This is a genomic window from Novosphingobium sp. EMRT-2 (genome assembly GCF_005145025.1).
GTDB lineage: Bacteria > Pseudomonadota > Alphaproteobacteria > Sphingomonadales > Sphingomonadaceae > Novosphingobium.
On record NZ_CP039697.1, the window covers coordinates 325940 to 347952 of the forward strand.

Below are 22013 nucleotides of genomic sequence, written 5' to 3' on the forward strand. Positions count from 1 at the left end.
AGATGGACCGCTTTGATATCGGAACCGTGAAGGTTCATCGCATCGAGGAGTGGCAAGGTACGTTCTCGCCTCCGGCAGACCTGTTCGCGGGGTTCACATCCGATGGATGGGAGCCCCATGCCGAAGAGTTCGCGCCGGAATACTACGATCCGGCAAGCGGCAAGCTCTTTGCCTTTCTGCAAAGCTGGGTGCTCGATACGGGCCGGCAGCGCATCCTGTTCGATACCGGCGCCGGCAACGACAAGGACCGGCCGAACCTGCCCATCTTCGGCAACCTGCAAACTGATTTCCTCGGCAATCTGGCGGCAGCCGGTTTCCAGCCCGAGGACATCGACGTGGTGGTCTGCTCGCACATTCATGTCGACCATGTCGGCTGGAACACCCGGCTGGTCGAAGGGCGCTGGGAGCCGACCTTCCGCAACGCGCGCTATGTCCTGCCACTCGCCGACCGCGCGTACTGGGACCCGCAGGACGAGGCCGCCGGCCCGGCCGGGATCGGCGCGGCGGTCAACGCCGGCATGTTCGATGACAGCGTGCGCCCGATCATCGAGGCCGGGCGCGCCGAATGGGCCGACGATGGCTTCGAGGTGGACCAAGGCCTCGTCCTGCGCTCCTGCCCCGGGCACACGCCCGGCAGCATGATGCTGGAAGTTGCCAGCGGTGGAGACACCGCGATGTTCGTGGGCGATGTGGTCCATCACCCCGCACAGATCTACCGTCCCGAATGGAACAGCATTTTCTGCGAGGAACCGGAACAGGCGCGCGAAACGCGGCGCAAGGTGCTGGACCTTGCCGCATCGCGTGAGGCGCTGCTGATTCCGGCGCACTTCGGCGGCAGCCACATGGCGCGTGTGCTGCGCGAAGGCAGCGGCTTCCGCCCCGTCCTGAACCCGCTTTAGACAGCAGAGAGAACGCCTGCTTCCGTCAATGCGCGGATTGCGTGGTTGTCGAAGTTCCACTGCTCGAGCGCCGCAACTCCGCCTTCTCCCGCCAGCGCCGGCATGGACCGCATGGCGCCCGGCGTGCGCGAAAGGCGCGGGGCGGGCGCGGGCTGGCGTGCATCGGGCGGGCCAACATGCACGCCGCGGGCAAGGTTCGCCGGATGGGTCAGTGCTTCCTGCGGCGAAAGCACGGGCGTGACGCAGGCATCGATGCCTTCGAAAACGCGCGTCCATTCCGCTTGCGTGCGCGTGCGAAAAATCGCCGCGATACGCGCGGCGCGCGCTTCCCAGTGGGCGGGATTCAGGTGATCGGCGAACTCGGCCGGATCGAGCCCGAGCGCCTGCACGAACAAGGCGTGGAACTGCGGCTCCAGCGCGCCGACCGCCATGTGGCGTCCATCGGCAGTCTCGTAGCAACGGTAGAAATAGGCGCTTCCATCAAGCAGATTGCCACCGCGCCCTTCACGCCAGATGCCCATGCGGGTCCAGGCGAAGACCTGGGTCATCAACAGCGACGCGCCATCGATCATCGCCGCATCGATCACCTGCCCCTTGCCGCTGGTCGACCGCTCGACCAGCGCGGCGAGGATGCCCGCGACAAGCACCATGCCGCCGCCGCCGAAGTTCGCCGCGAAATTGAGCGGCGGCGGCGGGGGGCGATCCGGCGGCCCGATCAGTTCAAGGCCGCCGGTCAGCGCCAGATAGTTGATATCGTGCCCGGCCGTGTGCGCCAGCGGTCCGGTCTGCCCCCACCCCGTCATGCGTGCATAGATCAGGCGCGGGTTGAGCGCGCAGAGCGCGTCAGGGCCGAGCCCGAGCCGTTCCATCGCGCCGGGCCGGAAGCCTTCGATCAGCACGTCCGCCCGGGAAGCAAGGTCGCGCGCCAGCGCCAGGCCTTGCGCGCTCTTGAGATCGAGCCCGATGGTATGGCGGCTGCGGTTGAGGTAGTTGTGGCGCTCGTCCCCGCCGGCGGCCGACACGTGGCCGATCCGCTCCACGCGCAACACGTCCGCCCCGAAATCGGCAAGCAGCATCGCACTGAACGGCGTCGGCCCCAGCCCGGCAAATTCCAGCACGCGAATTCCGGCAAGCGGCCCCCGTGGCGGTCCGGCATGTGACACACCGTTGCGCTCCGTCCCCTCGGCGTTGTCTTTCAAGGGCACGGTGCCGGCATTATCCATCTGCTCTTCTTCCCCTGTTGCGCCACGGCAAGGACGCCCTACGCCTTGTCAGGCCACTATCTTTGCACAATCCTTATCATAGGTCGAAAAATATACTAGCGGGTAATGCCTTCCCGTGGCACTCTATGCGCAAGCGCCGGCCAAAGGGCGGACAGGCGCGCAGAAAGGAGAAAGCCGTGGGCAGCGTCAGAGCCAGTGAAATGACGTTTACCGAAACCGAACGGATCACGATGGGCACCCCCGCCCGCGAGGCGATCCGCGACCAGGCGGAGAAAATGGGCGCGCGTCGCGTCTTCATTCTGGCGTCCGAGACCCTGCGCACGAAGACGGAAGAGATTGCCGCGATCGAGCGTGCGCTTGGCGATCGCCATGCCGCCACGTTCAGCGGCATCGCGCCGCATGCTCCGCGTTCGGACGTGTTGCGCGCCGCCGATGCGGCGCGGGCGGACGGCGCGGACCTGATCGTTTCGGTCGGCGGCGGTTCCGTCACGGACAGCGCCAAGATCATCGCGCTGCTGCTCAAGCACGATGTGCGCAGCGTCGAAGCGTTCGAGCCGCTGCACGTCTATGTCGACGATGGTGGCAATGTCATCAATCCCCTGACCGTCGGTCCCGACGTGCGCGTCATCTGCGTGCCAACGACACTGTCCGGCGGCGAATTCAATGCGCTCTCCGGCGCCACGGACGAGGCGATCCAGCACAAGCAGGGCTACGAACATCGCAACATGGCGCCGGTGATGGTCGTGCTTGACCCGGCCCTGACCGTCTATACCCCCGAATGGCTGTGGCTCTCCACCGGCGTGCGCGCGGTCGACCACGCGGTCGAAACGCTGGCCTCGCATCTTTCCAACGATTTCGCCGACGGGCTGGCCGATAGTGCGCTGCGCCTGCTGGTCGAGGGGCTGAGCCGCGCCAAGGCGAACCCGCAGGACATGGAAGCGCGGCTGAAATGCCAGATCGGCGCGTGGCAATCGATGATCTCGATCATCGGTGGCGTGCCCATGGGAGCCAGCCATGCCATCGGCCATATTCTGGGTGGGACGTGCGACGTTCCCCACGGCTACACGTCCTGCGTGATGTCGCCCTATGTGCTGGCCTGGAACGCCGAGCACGATGCCAGCCGGCAGGGCCGCATCCTGCAGTGCCTGGGCAACACCCATGGCACGGCGTCCGAAGCGCTGGATGCGTTTATCCGCAGCCTGGGGATGCCGCGCACCCTGGCGGAAGTGGGCGTGGGCGAAGACCGTTTCCAGCAGGTAGCGGAATATACCATGCTTGATATATGGGGGAGAACCAATCCGCGGCCGGTGCGTTCGCCCGCCGATATCCTGGAAATTCTGAGAAAGGCCGCATGACCAAGTCCAGCACTGCCGCCAAGCCGCGCCAACGCAGCACCGCCGCGCCCACCGGGCGCGAGATCAGAACCGGTGTGGTCGCGTTCAAGCAGGCCCGTATTCTCGAAGAGGCCGCCGCGCTGTTCTTCGAAAAGGGATACGAGGCGGCAACGCTGGAAATGCTCGCTGACCGGCTGAGCGCGACCAAGCCGTTTCTCTACACCTACTTCAAGGGCAAGGCCGCGATCCTGTGCGCCATCTGCGAACTCGGGGTTACCGAATCGCTCGCCGCCCTGGACAGGATCGCGGAAACGGAACGGACGTCGATAGACCTGCTCAAGGCCTCGCTGCGCGAAGTGGCGAAGATCATCATCGACCGCAACGAATATCTCGTTGTGTACCAGCGCGAGATGATGAACCTTGACCGGACGGACGCACAGCGCATCCTGCGCCTGCGCCACGAATTCGACCTGCGCATCGGCAAGATGATCGAGGATTGCGTGCGCGACGGGTACATCACCGTGCCCGACGCGCCGGCGATGTCGATCTGGATCGGCGGGCTGCTCAGCTGGATTACCTATTGCTACCGCCCGGGCAGCAGTCGGTCTGGCGATGCAGTGGCGGATCAGGCCATGAAGGCCTGCCTGCGGCTGATCGGCCTCGATTGACCGCTGTCCTCAGACGCCCGCCAGCCGGGCGCGGAGAGGACCGATGACCGATACCAACCCGAAGACCGCGCGCGATTTCACCGACCCGCGCATCCCCAACCGCGACGAATGCGTGCTGCGCTATCTCGTCGACCGCTGGGCCAGCGAACGCGCGGACAAGGTCCACGTCGTCTGGGAAGACGGCGAGGAATGGACCTTTGCCGAAGTGCGCCGCCGCACCATCGCAAAAGCCGCCGGCCTGGAAAGGCTGGGCGTGCGGCAAGGCGATTTCGTGGCGGTCTGGCTGCCCAACGGGCGTGATGCGCTGCTGGCGTTCTATGCGATCAACTACCTTGGTGCGGTGTTCGTGCCGTTCAACACCGCCTACCGCGGCAACCTGCTCGCCCACGTCGTCGCGAATTCCGGGGCGGATCTGATCATCGCCCATCCCGATCTCGTGGGCCGGCTTGGCGAAATCGACCGCGCCGCCCTGCGCCAGCTGGTGCTGACGACGCAGGGCGAAGCGCCCGACGTCGGGCTGGACGTGACGCGCTTCGATGATCTTGATGGCGATGCCGTGTCCGCGCTCGAACGGCCGATCCAGCCCTGGGACATCCAGTCGATCATCTATACCTCGGGCACCACAGGGCCATCGAAGGGCGTGCTGTCATCGTACCTGCACATGTTCTCCAACGCCGGCCCCGAATCCTGGCCGATGGTGGGTGAGGACGACCGCTACATGTGCGTGGCGCCGATATTCCATATCGGCGGCATGGGGCCGCCGTTCGTGATGCTGGCGCGCGGCGCCTCTGTGGCCATGGTCGAAAGCTTTTCGACCGACCGCTTCTGGGAAATCGCCGCACGCACGCGGGCCACGGTCGTCTTCCTGCTGGGCGTGATGGCCACGTTCCTGATGAAGCGCCCGCCCTCACCCGAGGATCGCAACCACACCGTGCGCAAGGCCTTCATGGTCCCACTTACCGACGATGCGCCCGCCTTCACCGAGCGCTTCGGCATCGACATCTACACCATCTTCAACATGACCGAGATTTCCTCTCCGATCGTGTCCGAGGCCAACCCGGTGAAGCGCGGCACCTGCGGCCGCGCGCGACCGGGCGTGGAAGTGCGGCTGGTCGACGCCAACGATTGCGAAGTGCCGGTGGGCGAAATCGGCGAGATGCTGGTGCGCACGGACCGTCCGTGGGGCATGAACAGCGGATACAACCGCAACCCGGAAGCCACCGCCAAGGCATGGGCCAACGGCTGGTTCCACACGGGCGACGCCTTCCGCCGCGACGAGGACGGCTACTTCTACTTCGTCGACCGCGTGAAGGACGCGATCCGTCGGCGCGGCGAGAACATCTCCTCGTTCGAGGTCGAAGTGGAAGTCTGCGCCCACCCCGCCGTGCGCGAGGCGGCGGCGATCGCCGTGCCCAGCGAATTCTCCGAGGACGAGGTCATGGTCATCGTTGCGCCGGTGCCGGGGCAGACGATCGACGTTCCCGAACTCGCCCGCTTCCTGATCGAACGGATGCCCTATTTCATGGTGCCCCGTTACATCCGCGTGCTGGACGAGCTGCCCAAGACGCCTTCGGCCAAGGTGCTGAAAGGGGATCTGCGCGCGCAGGGCATCACCGGCGACACCTGGGATCGGGAAAAGGCCGGAATGCGCGTGCGGCGGGAGAGCTTCGCGGGCTAGTACGCGTCCGCGATTGACTCCTGATACTCATGAGTAGATATTTCTTATTTAAGGTATGAAGCTTGCCCGAACGCGCGGCCAACGAGGATTGCCATGACCGCTCCGAAGATCACCGACCGCCCCTTTGCCGCCGACGCGATCGACCGCGCGCTGCTGCGGCAGGGCGTGGATGAGGCCAATATCCCCGCCCTGCTCATGGTGCTGGTCCAGCTGACCGGCGACCGGCGCTATCTCGAACCGCCCTATGCGCCGCGCCGGGGGAAGGGGCTGGACGACAACGATAGCGGCGGTCTGCCCGAGGACATCCAGAACGAGATTCGCGAAGCCGCGTGGCAAGCGATCGATGCATGGATCGAGGGGCAGGAACCCGCGCTACCAAGGCCCGCCAATGCCGATCTCGCCGCGATGCTGGCGGTCGCCATGACCGAGGCCGTGCCGCCCGAATATGGCGACATCGTCGCCGCGACGATGCACCTCGATCCCGCGCCGGAACCTGCACGCCCGGCAAAGCCGCTCACGGCGATCATCATCGGCGCGGGCATTTCGGGCATGGTCGCCGCGGTGCGCCTGCGCGAAATGGGCATCGCGCACACGATCTTCGAAAAGAATACGGAATTTGGCGGCACCTGGTGGGAAAACCGCTATCCCGGCTGCGGCGTCGATACGCCGAACCTGACCTACACCTTCTCGTTCCGCCCCAACGACTGGTCGGCCTTCTTCCCCCTGCGCGACGAGATCGAGAACTACCTGCTCGAAACCGCGCGCGAGACGGGCCTCTATGATCGCGTCCGCTTCGGCACCACGGTGGAGCGGGCCGAATGGCTGGCGGACCGGAACCAGTGGCAGGTCACCGTCCGCACCGGGGACGGCCAGCAGGAAATCCACCACGCCGATATCGTGATGAGCGCGGTTGGCATTCTCAACATGCCGGTCGTGCCCGACATCAAGGGCCTTTCGGGCTTTGCGGGCCGGATCGTGCACACCAGCGACTGGCCGCAGGATATCGACCTGAAGGGCAAGCGCGTGGCTGTCGTCGGCAATGGCGCCTCGGCGATGCAGGTGGTGCCGGCGATTGCCGACGAGGTTGCCGAGCTAACCCTGTTCGCGCGCTCCAAACAATGGGCCGCGCCTTTCCCGCAGTTCCGCAAGCCCGTGCCGACCGGCGTGCGCTATCTGATGCAGGTGGTGCCGCTGTACCGCGCGTGGGTGGAACAACGCCTGTCGTGGACGTTCAACGACCGCGTGCACGGCACGCTGTTCCGCGATCCCGACTGGGCCGAACCGGCGCGCGCCGTCAACGCGATCAACGACGGCCACCGCGAGTTCTTTACCCGCTACGTGCGCGAGGAACTGGGCGAACGGCAGGACCTTCTCCCGCTGGTGCTTCCCGACTATCCCCCGTTCGCCAAGCGGATGCTGCTCGACAATGGGTGGTATCGCACGCTGCGCAAGCCGCACGTGCGGCTTGTTCCCCAGCGCCTTGCGGAAGTGCGCGGCTCCACGCTGATCGCGCAGGATGGCGAGGCGTTCGAGGCGGACGTGCTGATCCTGGCCACGGGCTTCCAGGCGGCCAACGTGCTCGGCTCCTATGACGTGATCGGGCGAGAAGGGCGCGTGCTGCGCGATTTCTGGGAGGGCGACAACGCCGCTGCCTATCTCGGCACGCTGGTTCCGGGCTTTCCCAACTTCTTCATCCTCCTTGGCCCCAACGTCGGTTCGGGCCACGGCGGCAGCATGATCCGCAACATCGAAAACCAGGCGCACTACGCCACGCGCGTGATCGAGGCGCTGGTCCGATCGGGCGCGGACGCGGTCGAGGTGCGCGAGGACGTCTATGGCGACTACAAGGCCCGGATCGACGCCGCGCACGAAAAGCTGGTGTGGACCCATCCCGGTGCAACCAACTGGTATCGCAATTCGCGCGGGCGGGTGATCGCCATCACGCCATGGCGCAACGATGCCTTCTGGCGGATGACGCGCGAGGCGAAGGCAGAAGACCTGAGATTCACCGGAACGCCCACGGACAAGGCCGAACAGGCCGCCTGAGGCGCGACGGGGTCAAACAACCGGGTTGGAAGGGGAGAGAGAACAGCATGGACATCGATACCGCAGCGGCCATCCCTCCGCTTGATACTTCGGACCCGGCGCTGATCCCCGATCCCTGGCCCACTTTCACCGCCTTGCGCGAACGCGATCCGTTTCACTGGTCCAAATATGGCTACTGGGTGGTCTCCCGGCACGAACACGTGCGCGATGTGCTGATGAACCGCAAGGATTTCGGCACCGGCGATTTCGCGGCAAACTTGCGCCTGTTCTACGGACCGGACTTCGACGTGCTGGCCAATCCCGCCTACCGCTGGTTGTCCGAAGTCTTCATCATGCAGGACCCGCCCCAGCACACGCGCATCCGCAATCTGGTGGTGGGTTCGCTGACCGCCAAGCGGGTTCGCGCGATGGAGCCACGCATCCGTGAAATCGCGCGGGAGCTGACGGATGGTTTCCAGGCGCGCGGCCACGCCGACCTGATTACCGAATTCGCCTACAAGTTCCCGGTCATGGTCATCTGCGACCTGATGGGTATCGATTACGAAGCGCCCGAAATGGCCGATCTGATCGCGGCCATCCCGGAAGCCTTCACGGTGTTCGAGGCGCGCATCCTGAGTCCCGCCGAACTGGCGCTCGCCAACCGCCGCATCCTGGAACTCGAAGCCTTCTTCGAGGCGCAATTCGCCGACCGCCTTGCCAACCCGCGCGATGACCTGTTGACCGCGCTGGCCCGCACCGGGCAGGAGCCGGACGGGCTTTCGGTGCACGAGGCGATCACTGTTACCATTGGCCTGTTCGGGGCGGGCTTCGAAACCACCGCCAACATCATCGGCAATGGCCTTCACGCCCTGCACGCCCATCCGGAACAGTGGGCCAGGCTGGTTGCTGACCCCGCCGGCATGGCATCGGGCGCGTGCGAGGAAGCGCTGCGCCACCAAAGCTCGCTCATCGCCACCTACCGCACCGCGCTGGCCGACACCACGATCGGCGACCACCCGGTCCGCGCCGGGCAACGGGTGCTGACCTTGATCGGCGCAGCCAACCGTGATCCGCGCAAGTTCGCCGATCCCGATGCCTTCGACATCGCGCGCGGGGATGCTGGTCACCTGACCTTCGGCGGCGGCATCCACTTCTGCGTCGGCGCCGAACTGGCCCGGATCGAGGCGCGGGTCGCTTTCGAACACCTCGCGCGCACGTTGCCGCACATGCGCGTGGATAGCGCGAATGCCCACTGACGCGAAAACTTCCTGTTTCGTGGCCTGACGTCGCTTAAGGGCACTTGGGATGCGCCCGCATGAAGCGCGTCGCTGTCCACCGTCTCGATGGTATCGATGCGCTCGTGCTGGATGAAGCGCCCGTGCCGCAGCCGGCAAGCGGGGAAGTGCGTCTGCGCGTCAACGCGGTGGGTCTGGGCTTCGTCGACGGACTGCTGATAGCCGGCCAGTACCAGTGGAAGCCGCCGCTGCCCTATGTTCCCGGCGGCGAGATCGCCGGTACGATCGATGCCGTCGGCGAAGGGGTGACCGGGTGGTCGGCGGGCCAGCGCGTCGTCGCCTGGCGGATGGGTGGCGGCCTTGCCGAATACTGCACGGTCCCGACCGGCGCCCTTGTTGCGGTGCCCGATCGCGTACCCCTCGAGACCGCCGCCGCAGTAGTGCTCGATTACGCCACAGCCGATTACGCCCTGAACGTGCGCGGCCGCCTGCAGCCCGGCGAGACGGTTTTCGTTCTCGGCGCGAACGGCGGCGTGGGCGGCGCGGCCATGCAAATCGCCCGGGCGAACGGAGCGATCCCGGTCGCCGGCGTTTCTGCTGGCCATCGACGGGACGCCGCCATGGCAAGGGGTGCGATGGCGACGGTCGATCTATCCGCGCCGGGCTGGCGGGATGAATTGCGGGCGGTGCTGAAAGGCAAGGCGCCGGACGTGGTAGTCGATCCCTTGGGTGGACCGCTGACCGAACCGGCCTTCCGCAGTCTGGCCAAGCGCGGACGCCATCTCGTCATCGGCTTTGCCGCTGGCGGGATTCCCGCGTTGCCCGTCAATCTGGCCCTGCTGAAGAATGCCGATCTGCTGGGCGTGGACATCCGCGATTTTGCCGAAAGCGAGCCGGACCGCTTTGCCGAACGGGTCAAGACCCTTCTGGACCGGATCGCACGCGGCGAACTTGCCTCTCCGCCCGTCTGCAAACACGATTTCGCCGCATCAAAGGACGCCTTCCGCAGTCTTCAAAGGCGCGATCGGAGCGGTAAACCCGTTATTGCGCTGCAATCCGGTTAGGACACTGGCCCTTCAGGCCAGGCCCCGCACGCAACGATCGACGCCATTGCTGAGGTGCCGGGCCAGCATCTCCTCATCCTGGAAGAAGATGTGGTTCTTGGCGCCAGACTTGAGCTGCGCGCAGATTAGCTCGTGCGTGAAGCAGTCTTCCATCATCGGATCGCGCAGGCCGATCTTGGAGTATTCGCGGGCGAAGAGTTCCCCGGCGGTGCGCACCGGCGGATAGTATCCCTTGATCTCCCATACGCTGCGGTCGACCGCGACGGGCCAGATGTTGAACGTGAAGAACAGGCCATTGAGCAGCCCGACGAAGAAGTTCGGGAAGATGTGCCAGAAATCGAACGAGCCCCGGAAGCGATAGCCTTCGCCCGCGTTTTCGACCTTGGTCCCGAAGGCCTGCACCGTCCCCGTGCCGAAACGGCTGGCAAGCAGCGCGGTAGGCGGAGGCGTGAAGGAATCGGGCGGCGGCGAACCCAACACGCCGTGCAAACCATGCAGTTCGATCGCGGTGTGGCGATACTGGTTGCCATCGATCTTGACCGCGCGGGCCAGCGTCTTTTCGTGCAGGTAGGGCAAGTGCCAGCCTTCGAGCTGGGCTTCCTGCAAGGTCTTCCAGTTCACCTGCTCGTCGATGCGGTACGAAAATGCGGGCGTATAGCCGTTAAAGTCGAACCGGCCGATCTCGTCCGCCACCGGTCCCAGGTATTCGAGCAGCGTCTGTTCGGGCCGGTCCGCCAGATTGACGAAGATGAAACCCTTCCAGATGGCGCAATGAACGGGCGTGAGGCCATTTTCCGCCGGATTTACGCCGGGGAAGTTCTCGGCATCGGTGATCTGCACCAGCTTGCCGGTGGTGTCATAGACCCAGCCGTGGAAGCGGCAGGCCAGATAGCCGCGGCATGACCCTTCCGCATCCCACGCTACCGGTGCGCCACGGTGCGAACACATATTGTGGAACGCGCGATATTCTCCGTCCTTGCCGCGGATCACCAGCAGCGAAGTGTCGAGGATCTTGAGGTCGGCGACGAAATAATCGCCCGGATTGGGCGCCTGTTCCACGCGCCCGACGTTGAGCCACTTGCGGCGGAACACCCGCTCGCGCTCCAGATCAAAGTATTCCTGGGAGGTATAGCGCTCGACCGGGATCGGGCCGCGGCCCTCTTCGGGATAGCGATCCATGAAACGGCACGGTGCGGTGCTCATGCGGCGGCTCCCTTGCCGGCCAGCGGCCAGGCATCATGCGTGGGGACGAAACGGGAGATCGGGAAGACGTATTTGGGCGCAGGATCGCCATACATCTCGATCGTGGCGGAACATTCCGCGAGGGCTAGGCACATGTCGAGAAGAGTGCGATCCGCCCCGTCGATTTCCGACAGGGGCCGCTGTCCGAAATATTCAAAGGCGGCGGGGCTGCGCTCCAGCATGGTATCGTAGAACACCTGGCTCTCTTCGAGCGAGGACGACCAGCGCTTGTCGTTGCGTTCCCCCTCGGTGGGTCTTGCCCAGTCCAGGAACGGCAGCAGATCTTCAAACCCTTCAGGCAATTCGCGTTCCACACAGCCCTCCCTGTCGCGCCACGGCATGAGGAGACTGCGGGAACGCCGCGCCGAAACGCTATCCCGCCCCTGCAGCCGGTGACCGCTGAGTGCGGAATTTCGACACGATCCGCGCCGGCAACGGACAGGCCGTGCGAACCCGTCACTTCGATGGGATATAATACCTGTTAGGTATGAAGTGGCGCAGATTCAGTATTGGACGCGGCAAACCTCAGGGATCACGCTTCCACCGGAATCAGGGAAATTTTGCCACCCGGCGCCGCAGGGAGCGCTGGCGCAAGGCGATACCCGGAGAACCGTTCATGACCCATCGCATCAAGATGATCGTTCCCGTGCCGGTGCCGCAGCAAGCCCTTGCCGCATTCGCCGGCCAGATCCCCGCCGGGCTGGTCCGGCCGGACATCGCCATCGAGTTCGCCTGCGCGGCGCGCGGCGGGGCGACGCTCGATTCCCTCTATGAAGGCACGATCGCCGATGCCTTCTGCCTGGAGGCGGGATGCCGCGCGGAGGAGGAGGGCTTCAGCGCGGTCTGCATCAATTCGATGAGCGATTCCGGCGTGGCAGCGCTGCGGTCGCGGTTGACCATCCCCGTGGTCGGCACGGCACAGGCGACCTATCATCTCGCCTGCCAGCTCGGCAAGAAATTCGCGATCCTGTCGATGTGGGATAACTGGCGCTGGCTCTATGACAAGGTCCTGACCGAACAGGGACTGCACCACCGCCTCGCCGCGATCCGCTCGATCGGCGTGCGCCCCGATACCGCCGAACTGCTGGCGGGCAAGGAGGACAGCGTCTTCCCGCTGCTGATGGACGCCGCGCGCCGCGCGATCGAGGAGGACGGGGCGGACGTGCTGGTGCTGGGATCGACCACCATGCACCAGTCGCACGCCTATCTCGCCGCGCACCTGCCCGTGCCGGTGCTCAATCCCGGCCTCGTCGCATTCAAGGCGTGCGAAACTTTGATCGACCTTGGCCTGTCCCATAGTAGAAAGGGCTTTGCGCCGCCCGAGAGGATCATCGACAACGTCTTCGAAGCAGCGTGAATCGGGAGCGGAATCGACCAGCTCAAGCGGAGGTCCAACGATAATGATCCCAGCCATGACTTCTGTCCGCTCTTGGGATGGCAGCGATCTTCCGCTGCCCAGCCTGACGCGCCTAGCGACACGCGATATCAACGAGGTCCATGATCACATGAGCCGCATGTTCTGCCCGCACGACCTGCGGGTGGAAGGCGGCAACCCGCCCCTTGCATTCCGGCACCATCAGGCCTCGCTCAAGTCGGTCACGTTCAACGCCACCGACTACGGCAACCCCTATGGCCGGGTGGTGGTGAACATCCCGCCGACCGACGTGCTCTATCTTGTCCAGTTCTCGCTGCGCGGCGTCGCGCAGATCACGCAGGACAACGCGACCTTTGAGCTGCACCCCGGCCAGATGTGCGTGCTTGGCCCCGACGCCAAGGTCCGGCAGATGTTCGGAGACGGCTACAAGCACTTCACCGTCAAGATGGACAAGAGCGGGCTGGAGGCCATTCTGGCGCAGGAACTGGGGTTTCGGCCGGGTGACCTTCATTTCTCGCCGCAACCGGTTCGGCTCGAAGGCGCGGCCGCCGCGTTCGCGCAGCTTGTTCGCACCGTGTGCGACAATCTCGATTCCGGCATCGAAACCGGGTTGAGCGGGTTCAACCATGCGCGCGCAAGCGGCGCGGTGGAGGAGACACTCCAGCGGCTGTTGCTGGCCGCCGTGCCCCATAACCATTCCGACCTGTTCGACGCGCCGGCTTCGTGCCCCGCCCCCTATTACGTGCGCCGGGTCGAGGAGTTCATCCACGAACACGCGCAAGCGCCGATCACGCTGGAAGAAATGATCGTCGTTTCCGGTGTCAGCGCGCGGTCGCTCCATGCGGGCTTCCGGCGCTTCCGCAACACCACGCCGATGCTCTATCTCAAGAACCACCGGCTCGATCTGGCACGGCGGCAATTGCGCGAGGGCGCCGATACCGGCGTTTCTGTCACAGAAGTCGCGCTGGCCTGTGGTTTCACCCACCTGTCGAAATTCGCCCGCGATTACCTCGAACGGTTCGGCGAGCGGCCGTCGATGACGCTGAAGCGCATGTCCGGCCGCTGATCGCGAAAGCACATCTCAGCCAAGCCCAAACTGGGCGGCAGTGAAGACAAAGCGCTCCTCCGCCGGAAAGGCCGCCAGCGCGAGCAGCCGGCCGCCTTCATGGCGCAAGTGCCATGTCCGGCGGATCACCGGTTGCTGGCGCGCGAAGGCCGCCGGATCGAACAGCACCAGATTGCACCCGCCACCGGGATCGCGCGCGGAGCGGGTGCGGATCAGCGCGATCCGGGCTTCGCGCGCCTGCGCGGCAAGATCCTGGCAGGCCGTGTAGTCCAACGGATCGATCCAGCGCGCCGCTTCGTTGTCGAAAGGCGGAAGTGTCAGGTCGAGCGCCGAAGCCGTCGCCAGCGCGGCGGTGAAACTGGTGTGTTCGCTCGTGGTCGAAGGCGGTACAAACCCGGGGGACCGCTGGAAGAAACGCAAGCGCCAATAAGCCGTTTCAGCGATGGCCGTGGCCTCGCGCTCGGCCGCGTAGAAGATGCCGGGGCGTTCGTTCGCGCGGCGGAAGCGGCTTTCGTTGCGATGGCCATAACGGAAGGGCGAAGCAAGCAGGTAGTGCAGCCCGCGCGTTTCCGGCGGCAGATCGGGCTTGACCGCGTCCGCCAGCATTTCGAGCCGCGCCTGGTCCGCCAGTCCGTCGGCCAGACGGTTGGTGGAGATGCGGTGCTGGGCTTCCACCACCCGCCAGGCATCACCCCGCCATGGCCGGGCTTCAGACGCGAGCGCGGTAGGCGTCCACATAATCGCACACGGAAATCAGGCCCCGGAAACTGTCGATCAGGTCGAGCGGACGGGCATTGAGATCGAGGTTGGCGGTTTCCAGCCAGCGCCGCGCGGCAGCATCGTCGCTGCCGAGCAGCGCATCGAGGCTGCGGAACAACCGCAGCAGAAACTGGCCCGCCTCATAGGACTTGGAAGCCGGATCGAGCACCGACCGACCGCTGCGCAGGCGCGAGACCGTGGCGGCCGACACACCGAGCACCGTGCCCAGCTTGGTGTTGCTGAAATTCCAGAAATCGGCGATCCGCCCCAGCGCGGAGGTCAGGATTTCCGCATCGCCGCGCGGCGGGCTGTCAAACCGGGTCGCCATGCCTTCTCCTTTCATATGCATGATATAGGAGAAACTCATTCATTTGAACAGATGGCTTCTGCAAAAATTCCTCTCCGGCCCGATCGGCAAAAGACGACAGGGAAGCCGGGGGCTCCCCTGTCGCAAGGGTGGATTGCCTTTCGCGCAATGCGCCGCCGTCAGGCGTCGATCACCACGTCGTCGCCGGACACCGAGACGCAATAGGTTCTGACCGCGATCGAACAGGGCGCGCCGATCGCTTCCCCGGTGCGGATGTCGAAACTGCCCATGTGGAACGGGCAGAGGATCTTGCCGCCGTCCACTTCGCCTTCGGCCAGCGAGGCATCGCCGTGCGTGCACAGATCGTCCGTCGCGAAGAATTCGCCATCGAGGTTGTAGACGGCCAGCGCGCGTCCGTCGTCGAGATCGACGCGGATGACTTCGCCGGCGGGTATGTCACGGGTTGCGCAGAGTTTGATCGTCACAAGTTCACCGGTTTCTTGAATTGCCATGAAGGCACGGCCTCGCCCTGAAGGCGGACATCGAGCCTCACTTTGGAAAAGCGCCATCCTTCAGGCGTAAGCACCACATCGCTGTCGTACCAGCCGCCAAACCAGGTGTCGGTCGGGCTGGCGTGCCCCTGATCACCGGCTGCGGGAGCCATCGTGCACAGCTCCCACAAGTACCAGTGGCAACGCCCGGAACGCAGGTCCGCCGCAAGTTCGATCAGCGGCGAGACCATGTAGTGGATCGACCACAGCACCCTGTCGGCCGCAAGACCGGCCAGGCCCGCCGCGATCGCATCGCGGCCGACGAGATCGGCGAACCCTTCGGCCGACCACACCGCGTTAGCGGCGAAGAGCGGACCGAGAATCGCGGGATCGTTCTTGCGGTCCGCCCCCAACGCGTAACGCGCCACGAGATCCCCGATCTCCGCACGCGCCTCCAGCCGTGCCAGCCTGTATTCGCCGGACGTGGGCTCCGCCATGTCAGGGATGTGCCATCGGCTGCAGGCCCTGCCAGGTCGGCTGCGCGCCATGCACCGCCACGAAGCGCGTTTCCTCGAAGGCATAGGGCACGCCGACCGCGCCGCCGTAAAGTTCCAGGTGCGGCGCGACTTCGGCCAGCGACAGCGCGATGTTGTAGAGCGGCTGCAGCGCTTCGGGCAGGCCGCCGAGCGGATACTTGTCCACTTCGGCAAGGATCGCTTCAAGACGCGGTAGGGTCGCATCGTAGAACGCCTTGAGCGCCTGCGGCGTCGCGGTGCGGCGGCGCGTCTGGCGTTCGTCGGCCGTCGGCAATGCCCATTCGAGCCAGGGGGAAAGGTCCGCGAAATCCGCGGGCAGCGAAAGCTGGGTCATGATCTGCGTCCTGTTCAGGCGTTGACGTACTGGTCGACGACGGCGGCGCTGTGGCGGATGAGGATTTCATCGTCCTGCAGGTGCTGCTGCGTCTTCGCCCGCGACTCCATCGCCCGCTGGGTATCTTCCATGGTGGCGGTGTCTTCGAGCCAGGCGTTGCGCTGGAGCGTCATCGCATGCTCGATCGCCCAGCGTTCCGCGTTGGTCCTGGGCGCACGCACGTAATAGCGGCCTTCCCACACGGTGCGGTTGTGCGCGGTCGGCCAGAACTGGTGGGTAAACCATATCCCTTCCGACACATGCAGCAGCGTGTTCGGGAAAATGACGCTCAGCTCGAAGGCGAAATCGCCGCGATGATCGGGATTGATCGTCTTCGGCAGCATCGATTCGCCGCGGCGCGAAACAAGGCTCGCACCGGATATCGCGTTGGCCACGGCGGAAACCGGCGTCGGCTTGGCGTCCAGCGTCAGGCACACCGCGCAAGTCCGGTGCGGCCCCATCAGCTTCACGTTCTGCAGGCCGGTGGAAAACACGTTCGGGAACGAGCCGGCGTGGATCGTATCGACGTGATAGGCTTCGGCAAAGGCATCGTGCGCCACCTTCCAGTTGCACGCCAGCTCAGTGCGATAGGTGAAGCCGAAGTCCATCTCGTCGAATGGATAGCCGCGGAAGTGCTCGGCATAGTCGCCCAGGTATTCTTCCAGCGTCTGTTCGGGCTGCGGGGCGACGTTGATGAAGAGGAACCCCTCCCACACCCCCAACGCGATTTCGGTGAGGCCGTTGTGCGCCTTGTCGAAGCACGAATAGAACCGTTCCTCGCTCGGCACGCTCTTGAGCGCGCCGTCCGCGCCATAGACCCAGCCGTGAAAACGGCAGGTAACGACGGCGGCCTTGCTCTTGCCGTAGGTTTCCTCGCCGATCTCGGTCACCACCGTATTGCCGCGATGCGCGCACATGTTGTGAAACGCGCGAACCACGCCGTCCTTGCCCCGGATGATGATCGCCGACGTACCGGCAGCCTCGATCCGCTTGACCTTGTAGTCCCCGGCCTTGGGAATTTCGCTGGCGCGGCCGACGCAGAGCCAGACCTTGCTGAAAATCTTTTCCTTCTCCTGCTCGTACCAGGCGGGGGAGATGTAAGGCTCGGTCGGGATCGGACCGGAGCCGAGTTCGGGGTACTTTTCCAGCCAGCGATGTTGGATGTTCATGGCCATTCTCTCCAATGGATGCGCGTGTCCCGCCTCACTCGACGAAGATGTCGAGCGGCAGGACCGCCGAAACGATGACGTTGGGAACGTCGACAAGCTGGCCGATGCGCAGGTCCACGGCGGCGGCGCAGATCGCATAGGCCTGTTCGCGGGTGTATCCCTTGTTGGTCGCGATCCAGTCGATCATCCGCAGCAGCGCGTCGCGCGCGGCGAGCGAGAGGTCTTCGGACAGGTTGGTCAGCGCGGCAACCTTCGGGCTGTCGAGATAGGCGAGGTGCGGCGGCACTTCGCCCGCCTTCTTGACCGGCATCCCGACGATGGCGTGGAAGCGGCCGGGTTCGGTGTTGCGAAGCTGGCTGCCGCCGGTGACGTGCGGGAACACGATGTCCTTGCCGCCACCCTTGATGACTTCGCATTTCAGCGTCACGCGCGCGGCCATTTCCACGGCCGTGCCGCAGACCTCGCCATCGCCCTGCGCGAAGTGGATGTCGCCGGTCCACAGGCCCGCCCCGTCGACGAGAACCGGGAACAGGATCGTGGTGCCGACCTGCATCGCCTTGATGTCCATGTTGCCGCCGTTCTCGCGCGGGGCCACGGTGCGCAGGCCTTCGGCGGCATAGGGCGCGCCTTCGCCGAACAGCTTTTCCGGCACGGCGCGGCCCGGATCGGGCATCAGCACGAAGCCGCCCGCCGCCGCCAGCGCGCCTTCACGCTCCAGCGCGGCGGCGACTTCGGGCTTGCCGGGCAGCACACCGATCGAACCGGGGAAGGCGCACATCGGAATGCGCACGCCGGGGATCTGCTCGGAAACGGCGCAGAGCCTGTCCAGCTTCCAGTTCGCGATGAACGGGCCGGAGATGACATCGCGCAGATAGCCGAAGCCCGGCACGATCGCGGTATAGCCATAGTCCGACGGCGCGATGTCGACGATCGTGACCGCCAGCGCATCGCCCCGTTCCGCGCCCTCGATATGGACCGGGCCGGTCATCGGATGGACACGGTTGAGATCGCAGGCGGCGACCTGTTCAGGCGTGGTGTCGAAATCGAACTGGCTGTCGAACGCGTCACGCGTCTCATAGACGACATAGTCCCCCGGATTGGCGCGGGCGACGGGCTCCAGCGCCCAGTGAAGGCGGTTGAAGCAGTTCGGATCGTCCTTGGCAGTGGCTCCGCTGCGCTTGATTTCGACGGTCTTCGACATGGCGCTCCCTCGTTCTGTCCGGGCATGGCCGGACCGTGGTCTGTGCCGCCATGATGGGGGGCTCCGCCGCTTGCGGGCTATCCCCGTGCCGTGCCGAATAGCCAGCTACCGCATCAAACCACGCCCCATCGATCACGGCGAAACCCGCAATTCCTTCATTCCCCGCCACCATTCGATCGCGCTGAGGTGTTTCTTCCAGCGCCCTGAGGCTAGCGCGCCTGCGCCCCGATGATGTTGCATAATAGGGTCACGAAGACGCTTGCCGGCGTCCCGTGGGCAGGCGGAGCTTCCGGCAATATCGCGCAGATCTATCCAACAGAGCGCGAAGGCCGGTTCGGGGAAATCACATCGGGAGGAATTCAATCATGACACAGCACAACACGCCGGCTAGTCCTGCCGGCCTGACGGTCCATCACACCACGCGAACCTTCCGGCTGCTTGTAGGCGCATCGCTGCTGGGCCTCGCCCTGCCCGCCGTTGCCGCCCACGCCCAGTCCGCATCCGCCGAAACGTCGGCCGGCGCGGCCGAGGAAGCGAACACCGGCGTCGAGACGATCACCGTAACGGCGCGCCGGCGCGCGGAATCGCTGCAGGATACGCCGATCTCGATCTCGGCAATGACCGGCGAAGGCATTGCCGCGCGCGGCATCGAGAACGTCACGCAGATCGGCGATTTCACGCCCAACGTGAAGTTCAACAGCTCCGTCCCGGTTTCGGCCAGCAACGCCACGGCCGCCATTTTTATCCGCGGCATCGGCCAGAACGACTACCAGCTTTCCGCCGATCCCGGCGTCGGTCTCTATCTGGACGGCGTCTATATCTCGCGCGGCGTGGGCAATGTGCTCGATGTGCTCAATATCGAGCGCGTCGAAGTGCTGCGCGGCCCGCAGGGCACCCTGTTCGGCCGCAACACCATCGGTGGCGCGGTCAGCGTGGTGACCAAGAAGCCGTCCGAGACGCTGAACGGCAATATCGAAGCCACAACCGGCAGCTTCAACCGCTTCCAGATCAAGGGCAGCATCGACGTTCCCCTGGCGCAGGGAGTCTATTCGAGCTTCGCCGGCTTCTACCACCGCCGCGACGGCTATGTGAAAGGCATCGTTCCCGGCGCGCCGGACCTGGGTGATACCGACAACCTTGCCGGCCGCTTTGCGCTTCGCCTCGAACCGTCCAGCAACGTGACCATCGATCTCGCCGTCGACGGATCGCGGACTCGCGAGAACTCGGCGCCCAACGTCGCGCTCAAGATCAACGAGAACGCACCCGCCGCGCAAGTGTGGAACGCGCTCTATTCCGGCGCGGCGGCGATCTGCACCAATCTTTCCAACCCCGCCCGGCTCAGCGACCAGCGCTGCTTCAACAGCCAGTGGGCGGTCGGCCCCTACCGTCACGGCGGCACCTTCACGTCGATTTCCAGCGTTTTCACCAATGGAAACCCCAGAAAGTACCAATCCGGCTCTGACGTGAACATCTGGGGCGCATCGGGCACGGTAGAGTGGAAAATCTCGCCCGAAATCGCGGTGAAGTCGATCACCGCCTACCGCAAGGTGACGGGCTTCTGGACACGCGATTCCGATCACAGCCCGGCCACGATCGTCGAAACCAACAGCGACTGGAAGCAGGACCAGTTCTCGCAGGAACTTCAGCTTCAGGGCAAGATGCTGAATGGCAAGTTCAACTGGGTGCTGGGCGGCTACTATTCGAGCGAGCACGGCAACCACAGGGACCTCGTCAATATCGTCGATGCCGTGTTCCTGAGCGGCGCGGTGCTTGACGGGGAAAGCCTCGCCTTCTTCGGCCAGGGCACTTACGAGATCGTGCACGATCTGAACCTGACCGCCGGCGTGCGCTGGACGCAGGACAAGAAGACGTTTGGCAACGCCAACCAGTACGTCGTCGAAGCCGGCTTCCTGACCGGCGCGCCCTACAACCCCGACGGGTCCGGGCTCAAGAACGGCGATCCGCTGATGGGGCCGCTCGGCCAGCGCGCGACGATCAAGGACAAGGCGTGGACGCCGATGGTCAGCCTTTCCTATCGCTGGAGCCCGGAGCTGCTGACTTATGCCTCCTACTCCGAAGGGTTCAAGGGTGGCGGCTTTACCCAGCGCGTGTTCCCGCCGTTCGCCTTCATCCCCTCGTTCAAGCCGGAAACCAGCAGGACCTACGAACTGGGCTTCAAGAGCGATCTCGCCGGCCGGCGCCTGCGCCTGAACGGCGCGGTCTTCCTCAACGACTACAACAACCTGCAGATCACCGTGAACGACCCCACGCTGGGCTTCGCGCCGATCATCCAGAACGCCGCCAAGGCCCGCATCAAGGGCTTCGAGCTGGAAATGCTGGCGCGCCCGGTGCCGGCGCTGTCGATCGAGGCGGGCATCGGCTATCTCGACGCCAAGTACCGTCAGGTGGACCTGCGCGCGCTGAGCGCGGGCGTGACGACCGCGACCAGGCTGCAGAACGCGCCCAAGTGGACGCTGAGCGCCGGCGCATCCTATGCGATCGAGGCCGCTGGCATCGGCACCTTCACGCCGCGCATCGACTGGTCCTATCGCTCGACGGTCTACAACGACGCGGTCAACACGCCGGAACTGGTCCAGCCGGGCTATCACCTCGTCAACGCCTCGATCGGCTTCAGTGACGAGGACAAGCGCTGGGGCGTGACGCTGGGCGTCAAGAACCTGACCAAGGCGCTCTACCTCGGCTCCGGCTATGCGGACTCGTTCGGCGGTATCATCGAGGGCGTCTACGGCCGTCCGCGCGAATGGTACCTCAGCGCGCGCACGTCGTTCTGACCCCGTGGCGGAAGCGGCCCGGCGCAATCCGGTCCGCTTCCGCCGCCCCGGCTCGTTCATCAAAGGCCCGGCATCATGACAGAACCATCGTCGCTTGAGGACCGGATCGCCCGCCTCGAAGCGCGGCGCGCTATCGACGACCTGATCGGCGCTCTGGGCCGGGCGTTCGATAGCGGCCCTTCCGCCGATGCGCTGCGCCCACTGTTCACCGTAGAGGCCACCTTCCGCATCGACCGCTACGGCGATCTGCAGGGCCGCGATGCCATTGCCGATGGCGTGGCCGGCAATGCCGATGCGGGTTTCCGCTGGACGCTGCACTACCTCGTCTCTCCCAAGGTGGAACTGGCCGCCGACCGCATGGTGGCCGACGTGGAATTCTATCTCTGGGAGGTCGCAACCGCGGCCAGCGGACGCGCCTACTGGATCGGCGGCCGTTATCTCGCCACCGCGCGGTCCGATCGGGGCCAATGGCGCTTCAGCTATCTCGAACTGATCGCCGATCTCATTTCCCACTATCCCGCGGGCTGGTCGCCAAAGCCCGGGGCACTCGCCGACGCCTGAAACCGACCACAGAGA

The 22013-nt window shown here is 65.1% G+C and carries 21 protein-coding genes; 11 read left to right on the forward strand and 10 right to left on the reverse strand.

The window, feature by feature from the left end; all coding sequences use genetic code 11:
- Window positions 1-2: 2 nt before the first annotated feature.
- Window positions 3-899, forward strand: coding sequence for an MBL fold metallo-hydrolase (locus FA702_RS19585; protein WP_136957780.1), 897 nt, complete (start codon window positions 3-5; stop codon window positions 897-899).
- Here the strand turns inward: FA702_RS19585 and FA702_RS19590 are convergent.
- A complete protein-coding gene (locus tag FA702_RS19590) occupies window positions 896-2122 on the reverse strand; it encodes a CaiB/BaiF CoA-transferase family protein (protein WP_136957781.1) in 1227 nt (408 codons plus the stop codon). The genes FA702_RS19585 and FA702_RS19590 overlap by 4 nt on opposite strands.
- A gap of 200 nt (window positions 2123-2322) precedes the next feature.
- On the opposite strand from FA702_RS19590, the gene FA702_RS19595 reads away from it, so the two are divergent.
- From FA702_RS19595 to FA702_RS19620, 6 genes are all read left to right on the forward strand, one after another.
- On the forward strand, window positions 2323-3477 hold the full coding sequence (locus tag FA702_RS19595) for an iron-containing alcohol dehydrogenase (RefSeq protein WP_255504904.1): 1155 nt from the start codon (window positions 2323-2325) through the stop codon (window positions 3475-3477).
- Entirely contained in the window at window positions 3474-4124 is a 651-nt protein-coding gene (locus FA702_RS19600; protein WP_125953324.1) for a TetR/AcrR family transcriptional regulator, read from the forward strand. The genes FA702_RS19595 and FA702_RS19600 overlap by 4 nt, the downstream gene beginning before the upstream one ends.
- 43 nt (window positions 4125-4167) lie before the next feature.
- On the forward strand, window positions 4168-5802 hold the full coding sequence (locus FA702_RS19605) for an AMP-binding protein (protein WP_136957783.1): 1635 nt from the start codon (window positions 4168-4170) through the stop codon (window positions 5800-5802).
- Window positions 5803-5895: 93 nt separating this feature from the next.
- Window positions 5896-7848, forward strand: coding sequence for an NAD(P)/FAD-dependent oxidoreductase (locus FA702_RS19610; RefSeq protein ID WP_136957784.1), 1953 nt, complete (start codon window positions 5896-5898; stop codon window positions 7846-7848).
- Window positions 7849-7895: 47 nt separating this feature from the next.
- A complete protein-coding gene (locus FA702_RS19615; RefSeq protein ID WP_255504905.1) occupies window positions 7896-9083 on the forward strand; it encodes a cytochrome P450 in 1188 nt (395 codons plus the stop codon).
- A gap of 59 nt (window positions 9084-9142) precedes the next feature.
- Window positions 9143-10126 carry an NADPH:quinone oxidoreductase family protein gene (locus FA702_RS19620; protein ID WP_136957785.1) on the forward strand — a complete coding sequence of 328 codons (984 nt, stop codon included), beginning with the start codon at window positions 9143-9145 and terminating at the stop codon, window positions 10124-10126.
- 12 nt (window positions 10127-10138) lie between these two features.
- On the opposite strand, the gene FA702_RS19625 is transcribed toward FA702_RS19620, so the two are convergent.
- Together FA702_RS19625 and FA702_RS19630 are read right to left on the reverse strand one after the other, a co-directional pair.
- On the reverse strand, window positions 10139-11329 hold the full coding sequence (locus tag FA702_RS19625) for an SRPBCC family protein (protein WP_136957786.1): 1191 nt from the start codon (window positions 11327-11329) through the stop codon (window positions 10139-10141).
- Window positions 11326-11682, reverse strand: a complete 357-nt coding sequence (locus FA702_RS19630; RefSeq protein ID WP_136957787.1) for a hypothetical protein — start codon at window positions 11680-11682, stop codon at window positions 11326-11328. Before FA702_RS19630 ends, FA702_RS19625 begins: the two co-directional genes overlap by 4 nt.
- 302 nt (window positions 11683-11984) lie before the next feature.
- Here FA702_RS19630 and FA702_RS19635 point away from each other — a divergent pair, with 302 nt between their 5' ends.
- The gene (locus tag FA702_RS19635) at window positions 11985-12725 is read left to right on the forward strand and encodes an aspartate/glutamate racemase family protein (protein ID WP_136957788.1); all 741 of its coding nucleotides are present in this window, start codon (window positions 11985-11987) and stop codon (window positions 12723-12725) included.
- A 55-nt stretch (window positions 12726-12780) separates the two neighbouring features.
- Window positions 12781-13809 carry an AraC family transcriptional regulator gene (locus FA702_RS19640; RefSeq protein ID WP_233497287.1) on the forward strand — a complete coding sequence of 343 codons (1029 nt, stop codon included), beginning with the start codon at window positions 12781-12783 and terminating at the stop codon, window positions 13807-13809.
- A gap of 15 nt (window positions 13810-13824) precedes the next feature.
- Here FA702_RS19640 and FA702_RS19645 read toward each other — a convergent pair whose 3' ends face one another.
- The 7 genes from FA702_RS19645 to FA702_RS19675 form a co-directional block, all read right to left on the reverse strand.
- Window positions 13825-14547, reverse strand: coding sequence for an RES family NAD+ phosphorylase (locus FA702_RS19645; RefSeq protein ID WP_125953317.1), 723 nt, complete (start codon window positions 14545-14547; stop codon window positions 13825-13827).
- On the reverse strand, window positions 14519-14896 hold the full coding sequence (locus FA702_RS19650; RefSeq protein WP_136957789.1) for an antitoxin Xre/MbcA/ParS toxin-binding domain-containing protein: 378 nt from the start codon (window positions 14894-14896) through the stop codon (window positions 14519-14521). The genes FA702_RS19645 and FA702_RS19650 overlap by 29 nt, the downstream gene beginning before the upstream one ends.
- 158 nt (window positions 14897-15054) lie before the next feature.
- Complete coding sequence (locus FA702_RS19655; protein WP_136957790.1) at window positions 15055-15360, reverse strand: non-heme iron oxygenase ferredoxin subunit; 306 nt, start codon at window positions 15358-15360, stop codon at window positions 15055-15057.
- Window positions 15357-15863: a nuclear transport factor 2 family protein gene (locus FA702_RS19660; RefSeq protein ID WP_168196154.1), complete on the reverse strand. Its 507-nt coding sequence runs from the start codon at window positions 15861-15863 to the stop codon at window positions 15357-15359. The genes FA702_RS19655 and FA702_RS19660 overlap by 4 nt, the downstream gene beginning before the upstream one ends.
- Before the next feature lies 1 nt (window position 15864).
- Window positions 15865-16236 carry a hypothetical protein gene (locus FA702_RS19665; RefSeq protein ID WP_125953313.1) on the reverse strand — a complete coding sequence of 124 codons (372 nt, stop codon included), beginning with the start codon at window positions 16234-16236 and terminating at the stop codon, window positions 15865-15867.
- 14 nt (window positions 16237-16250) lie between these two features.
- Window positions 16251-17444 (reverse strand): aromatic ring-hydroxylating dioxygenase subunit alpha, encoded by a 1194-nt coding sequence (locus FA702_RS19670; RefSeq protein ID WP_124808536.1) that lies wholly within the window; start codon window positions 17442-17444, stop codon window positions 16251-16253.
- 34 nt (window positions 17445-17478) lie between these two features.
- On the reverse strand, window positions 17479-18645 hold the full coding sequence (locus FA702_RS19675; protein WP_124808535.1) for an acetamidase/formamidase family protein: 1167 nt from the start codon (window positions 18643-18645) through the stop codon (window positions 17479-17481).
- A gap of 365 nt (window positions 18646-19010) precedes the next feature.
- Between FA702_RS19675 and FA702_RS19680 the strand changes: the two genes are divergently transcribed.
- The gene (locus FA702_RS19680; protein ID WP_136957792.1) at window positions 19011-21437 is read left to right on the forward strand and encodes a TonB-dependent receptor; all 2427 of its coding nucleotides are present in this window, start codon (window positions 19011-19013) and stop codon (window positions 21435-21437) included.
- 75 nt (window positions 21438-21512) lie between these two features.
- Window positions 21513-21998 (forward strand): nuclear transport factor 2 family protein, encoded by a 486-nt coding sequence (locus tag FA702_RS19685; RefSeq protein WP_136957793.1) that lies wholly within the window; start codon window positions 21513-21515, stop codon window positions 21996-21998.
- Window positions 21999-22013 lie beyond the last annotated feature (15 nt).

Excerpts from the sequence above, each read along its gene's own strand:
- FA702_RS19645 (WP_125953317.1), bottom strand. The coding sequence starts at position 14,547 with ATGTGGACGCCTACCGCGCTCGCGTCTGAAGCCCGGCCATGGCGGGGT.
- FA702_RS19640 (WP_233497287.1), top strand. The coding sequence starts at position 12,781 with ATGACTTCTGTCCGCTCTTGGGATGGCAGCGATCTTCCGCTGCCCAGC.
- FA702_RS19585 (WP_136957780.1), top strand. The coding sequence starts at position 3 with ATGGACCGCTTTGATATCGGAACCGTGAAGGTTCATCGCATCGAGGAG.
- FA702_RS19625 (WP_136957786.1), bottom strand. The coding sequence starts at position 11,329 with ATGAGCACCGCACCGTGCCGTTTCATGGATCGCTATCCCGAAGAGGGC.
- FA702_RS19685 (WP_136957793.1), top strand. The coding sequence starts at position 21,513 with ATGACAGAACCATCGTCGCTTGAGGACCGGATCGCCCGCCTCGAAGCG.
- FA702_RS19665 (WP_125953313.1), bottom strand. The coding sequence starts at position 16,236 with ATGACCCAGCTTTCGCTGCCCGCGGATTTCGCGGACCTTTCCCCCTGG.
- FA702_RS19660 (WP_168196154.1), bottom strand. The coding sequence starts at position 15,863 with ATGGCGGAGCCCACGTCCGGCGAATACAGGCTGGCACGGCTGGAGGCG.
- FA702_RS19615 (WP_255504905.1), top strand. The coding sequence starts at position 7,896 with ATGGACATCGATACCGCAGCGGCCATCCCTCCGCTTGATACTTCGGAC.
- FA702_RS19650 (WP_136957789.1), bottom strand. The coding sequence starts at position 14,896 with ATGGCGACCCGGTTTGACAGCCCGCCGCGCGGCGATGCGGAAATCCTG.
- FA702_RS19595 (WP_255504904.1), top strand. The coding sequence starts at position 2,323 with ATGACGTTTACCGAAACCGAACGGATCACGATGGGCACCCCCGCCCGC.
- FA702_RS19675 (WP_124808535.1), bottom strand. The coding sequence starts at position 18,645 with ATGTCGAAGACCGTCGAAATCAAGCGCAGCGGAGCCACTGCCAAGGAC.
- FA702_RS19620 (WP_136957785.1), top strand. The coding sequence starts at position 9,143 with ATGAAGCGCGTCGCTGTCCACCGTCTCGATGGTATCGATGCGCTCGTG.
- FA702_RS19590 (WP_136957781.1), bottom strand. The coding sequence starts at position 2,122 with ATGGATAATGCCGGCACCGTGCCCTTGAAAGACAACGCCGAGGGGACG.
- FA702_RS19635 (WP_136957788.1), top strand. The coding sequence starts at position 11,985 with ATGACCCATCGCATCAAGATGATCGTTCCCGTGCCGGTGCCGCAGCAA.
- FA702_RS19670 (WP_124808536.1), bottom strand. The coding sequence starts at position 17,444 with ATGAACATCCAACATCGCTGGCTGGAAAAGTACCCCGAACTCGGCTCC.
- FA702_RS19680 (WP_136957792.1), top strand. The coding sequence starts at position 19,011 with ATGACACAGCACAACACGCCGGCTAGTCCTGCCGGCCTGACGGTCCAT.
- FA702_RS19600 (WP_125953324.1), top strand. The coding sequence starts at position 3,474 with ATGACCAAGTCCAGCACTGCCGCCAAGCCGCGCCAACGCAGCACCGCC.
- FA702_RS19610 (WP_136957784.1), top strand. The coding sequence starts at position 5,896 with ATGACCGCTCCGAAGATCACCGACCGCCCCTTTGCCGCCGACGCGATC.
- FA702_RS19605 (WP_136957783.1), top strand. The coding sequence starts at position 4,168 with ATGACCGATACCAACCCGAAGACCGCGCGCGATTTCACCGACCCGCGC.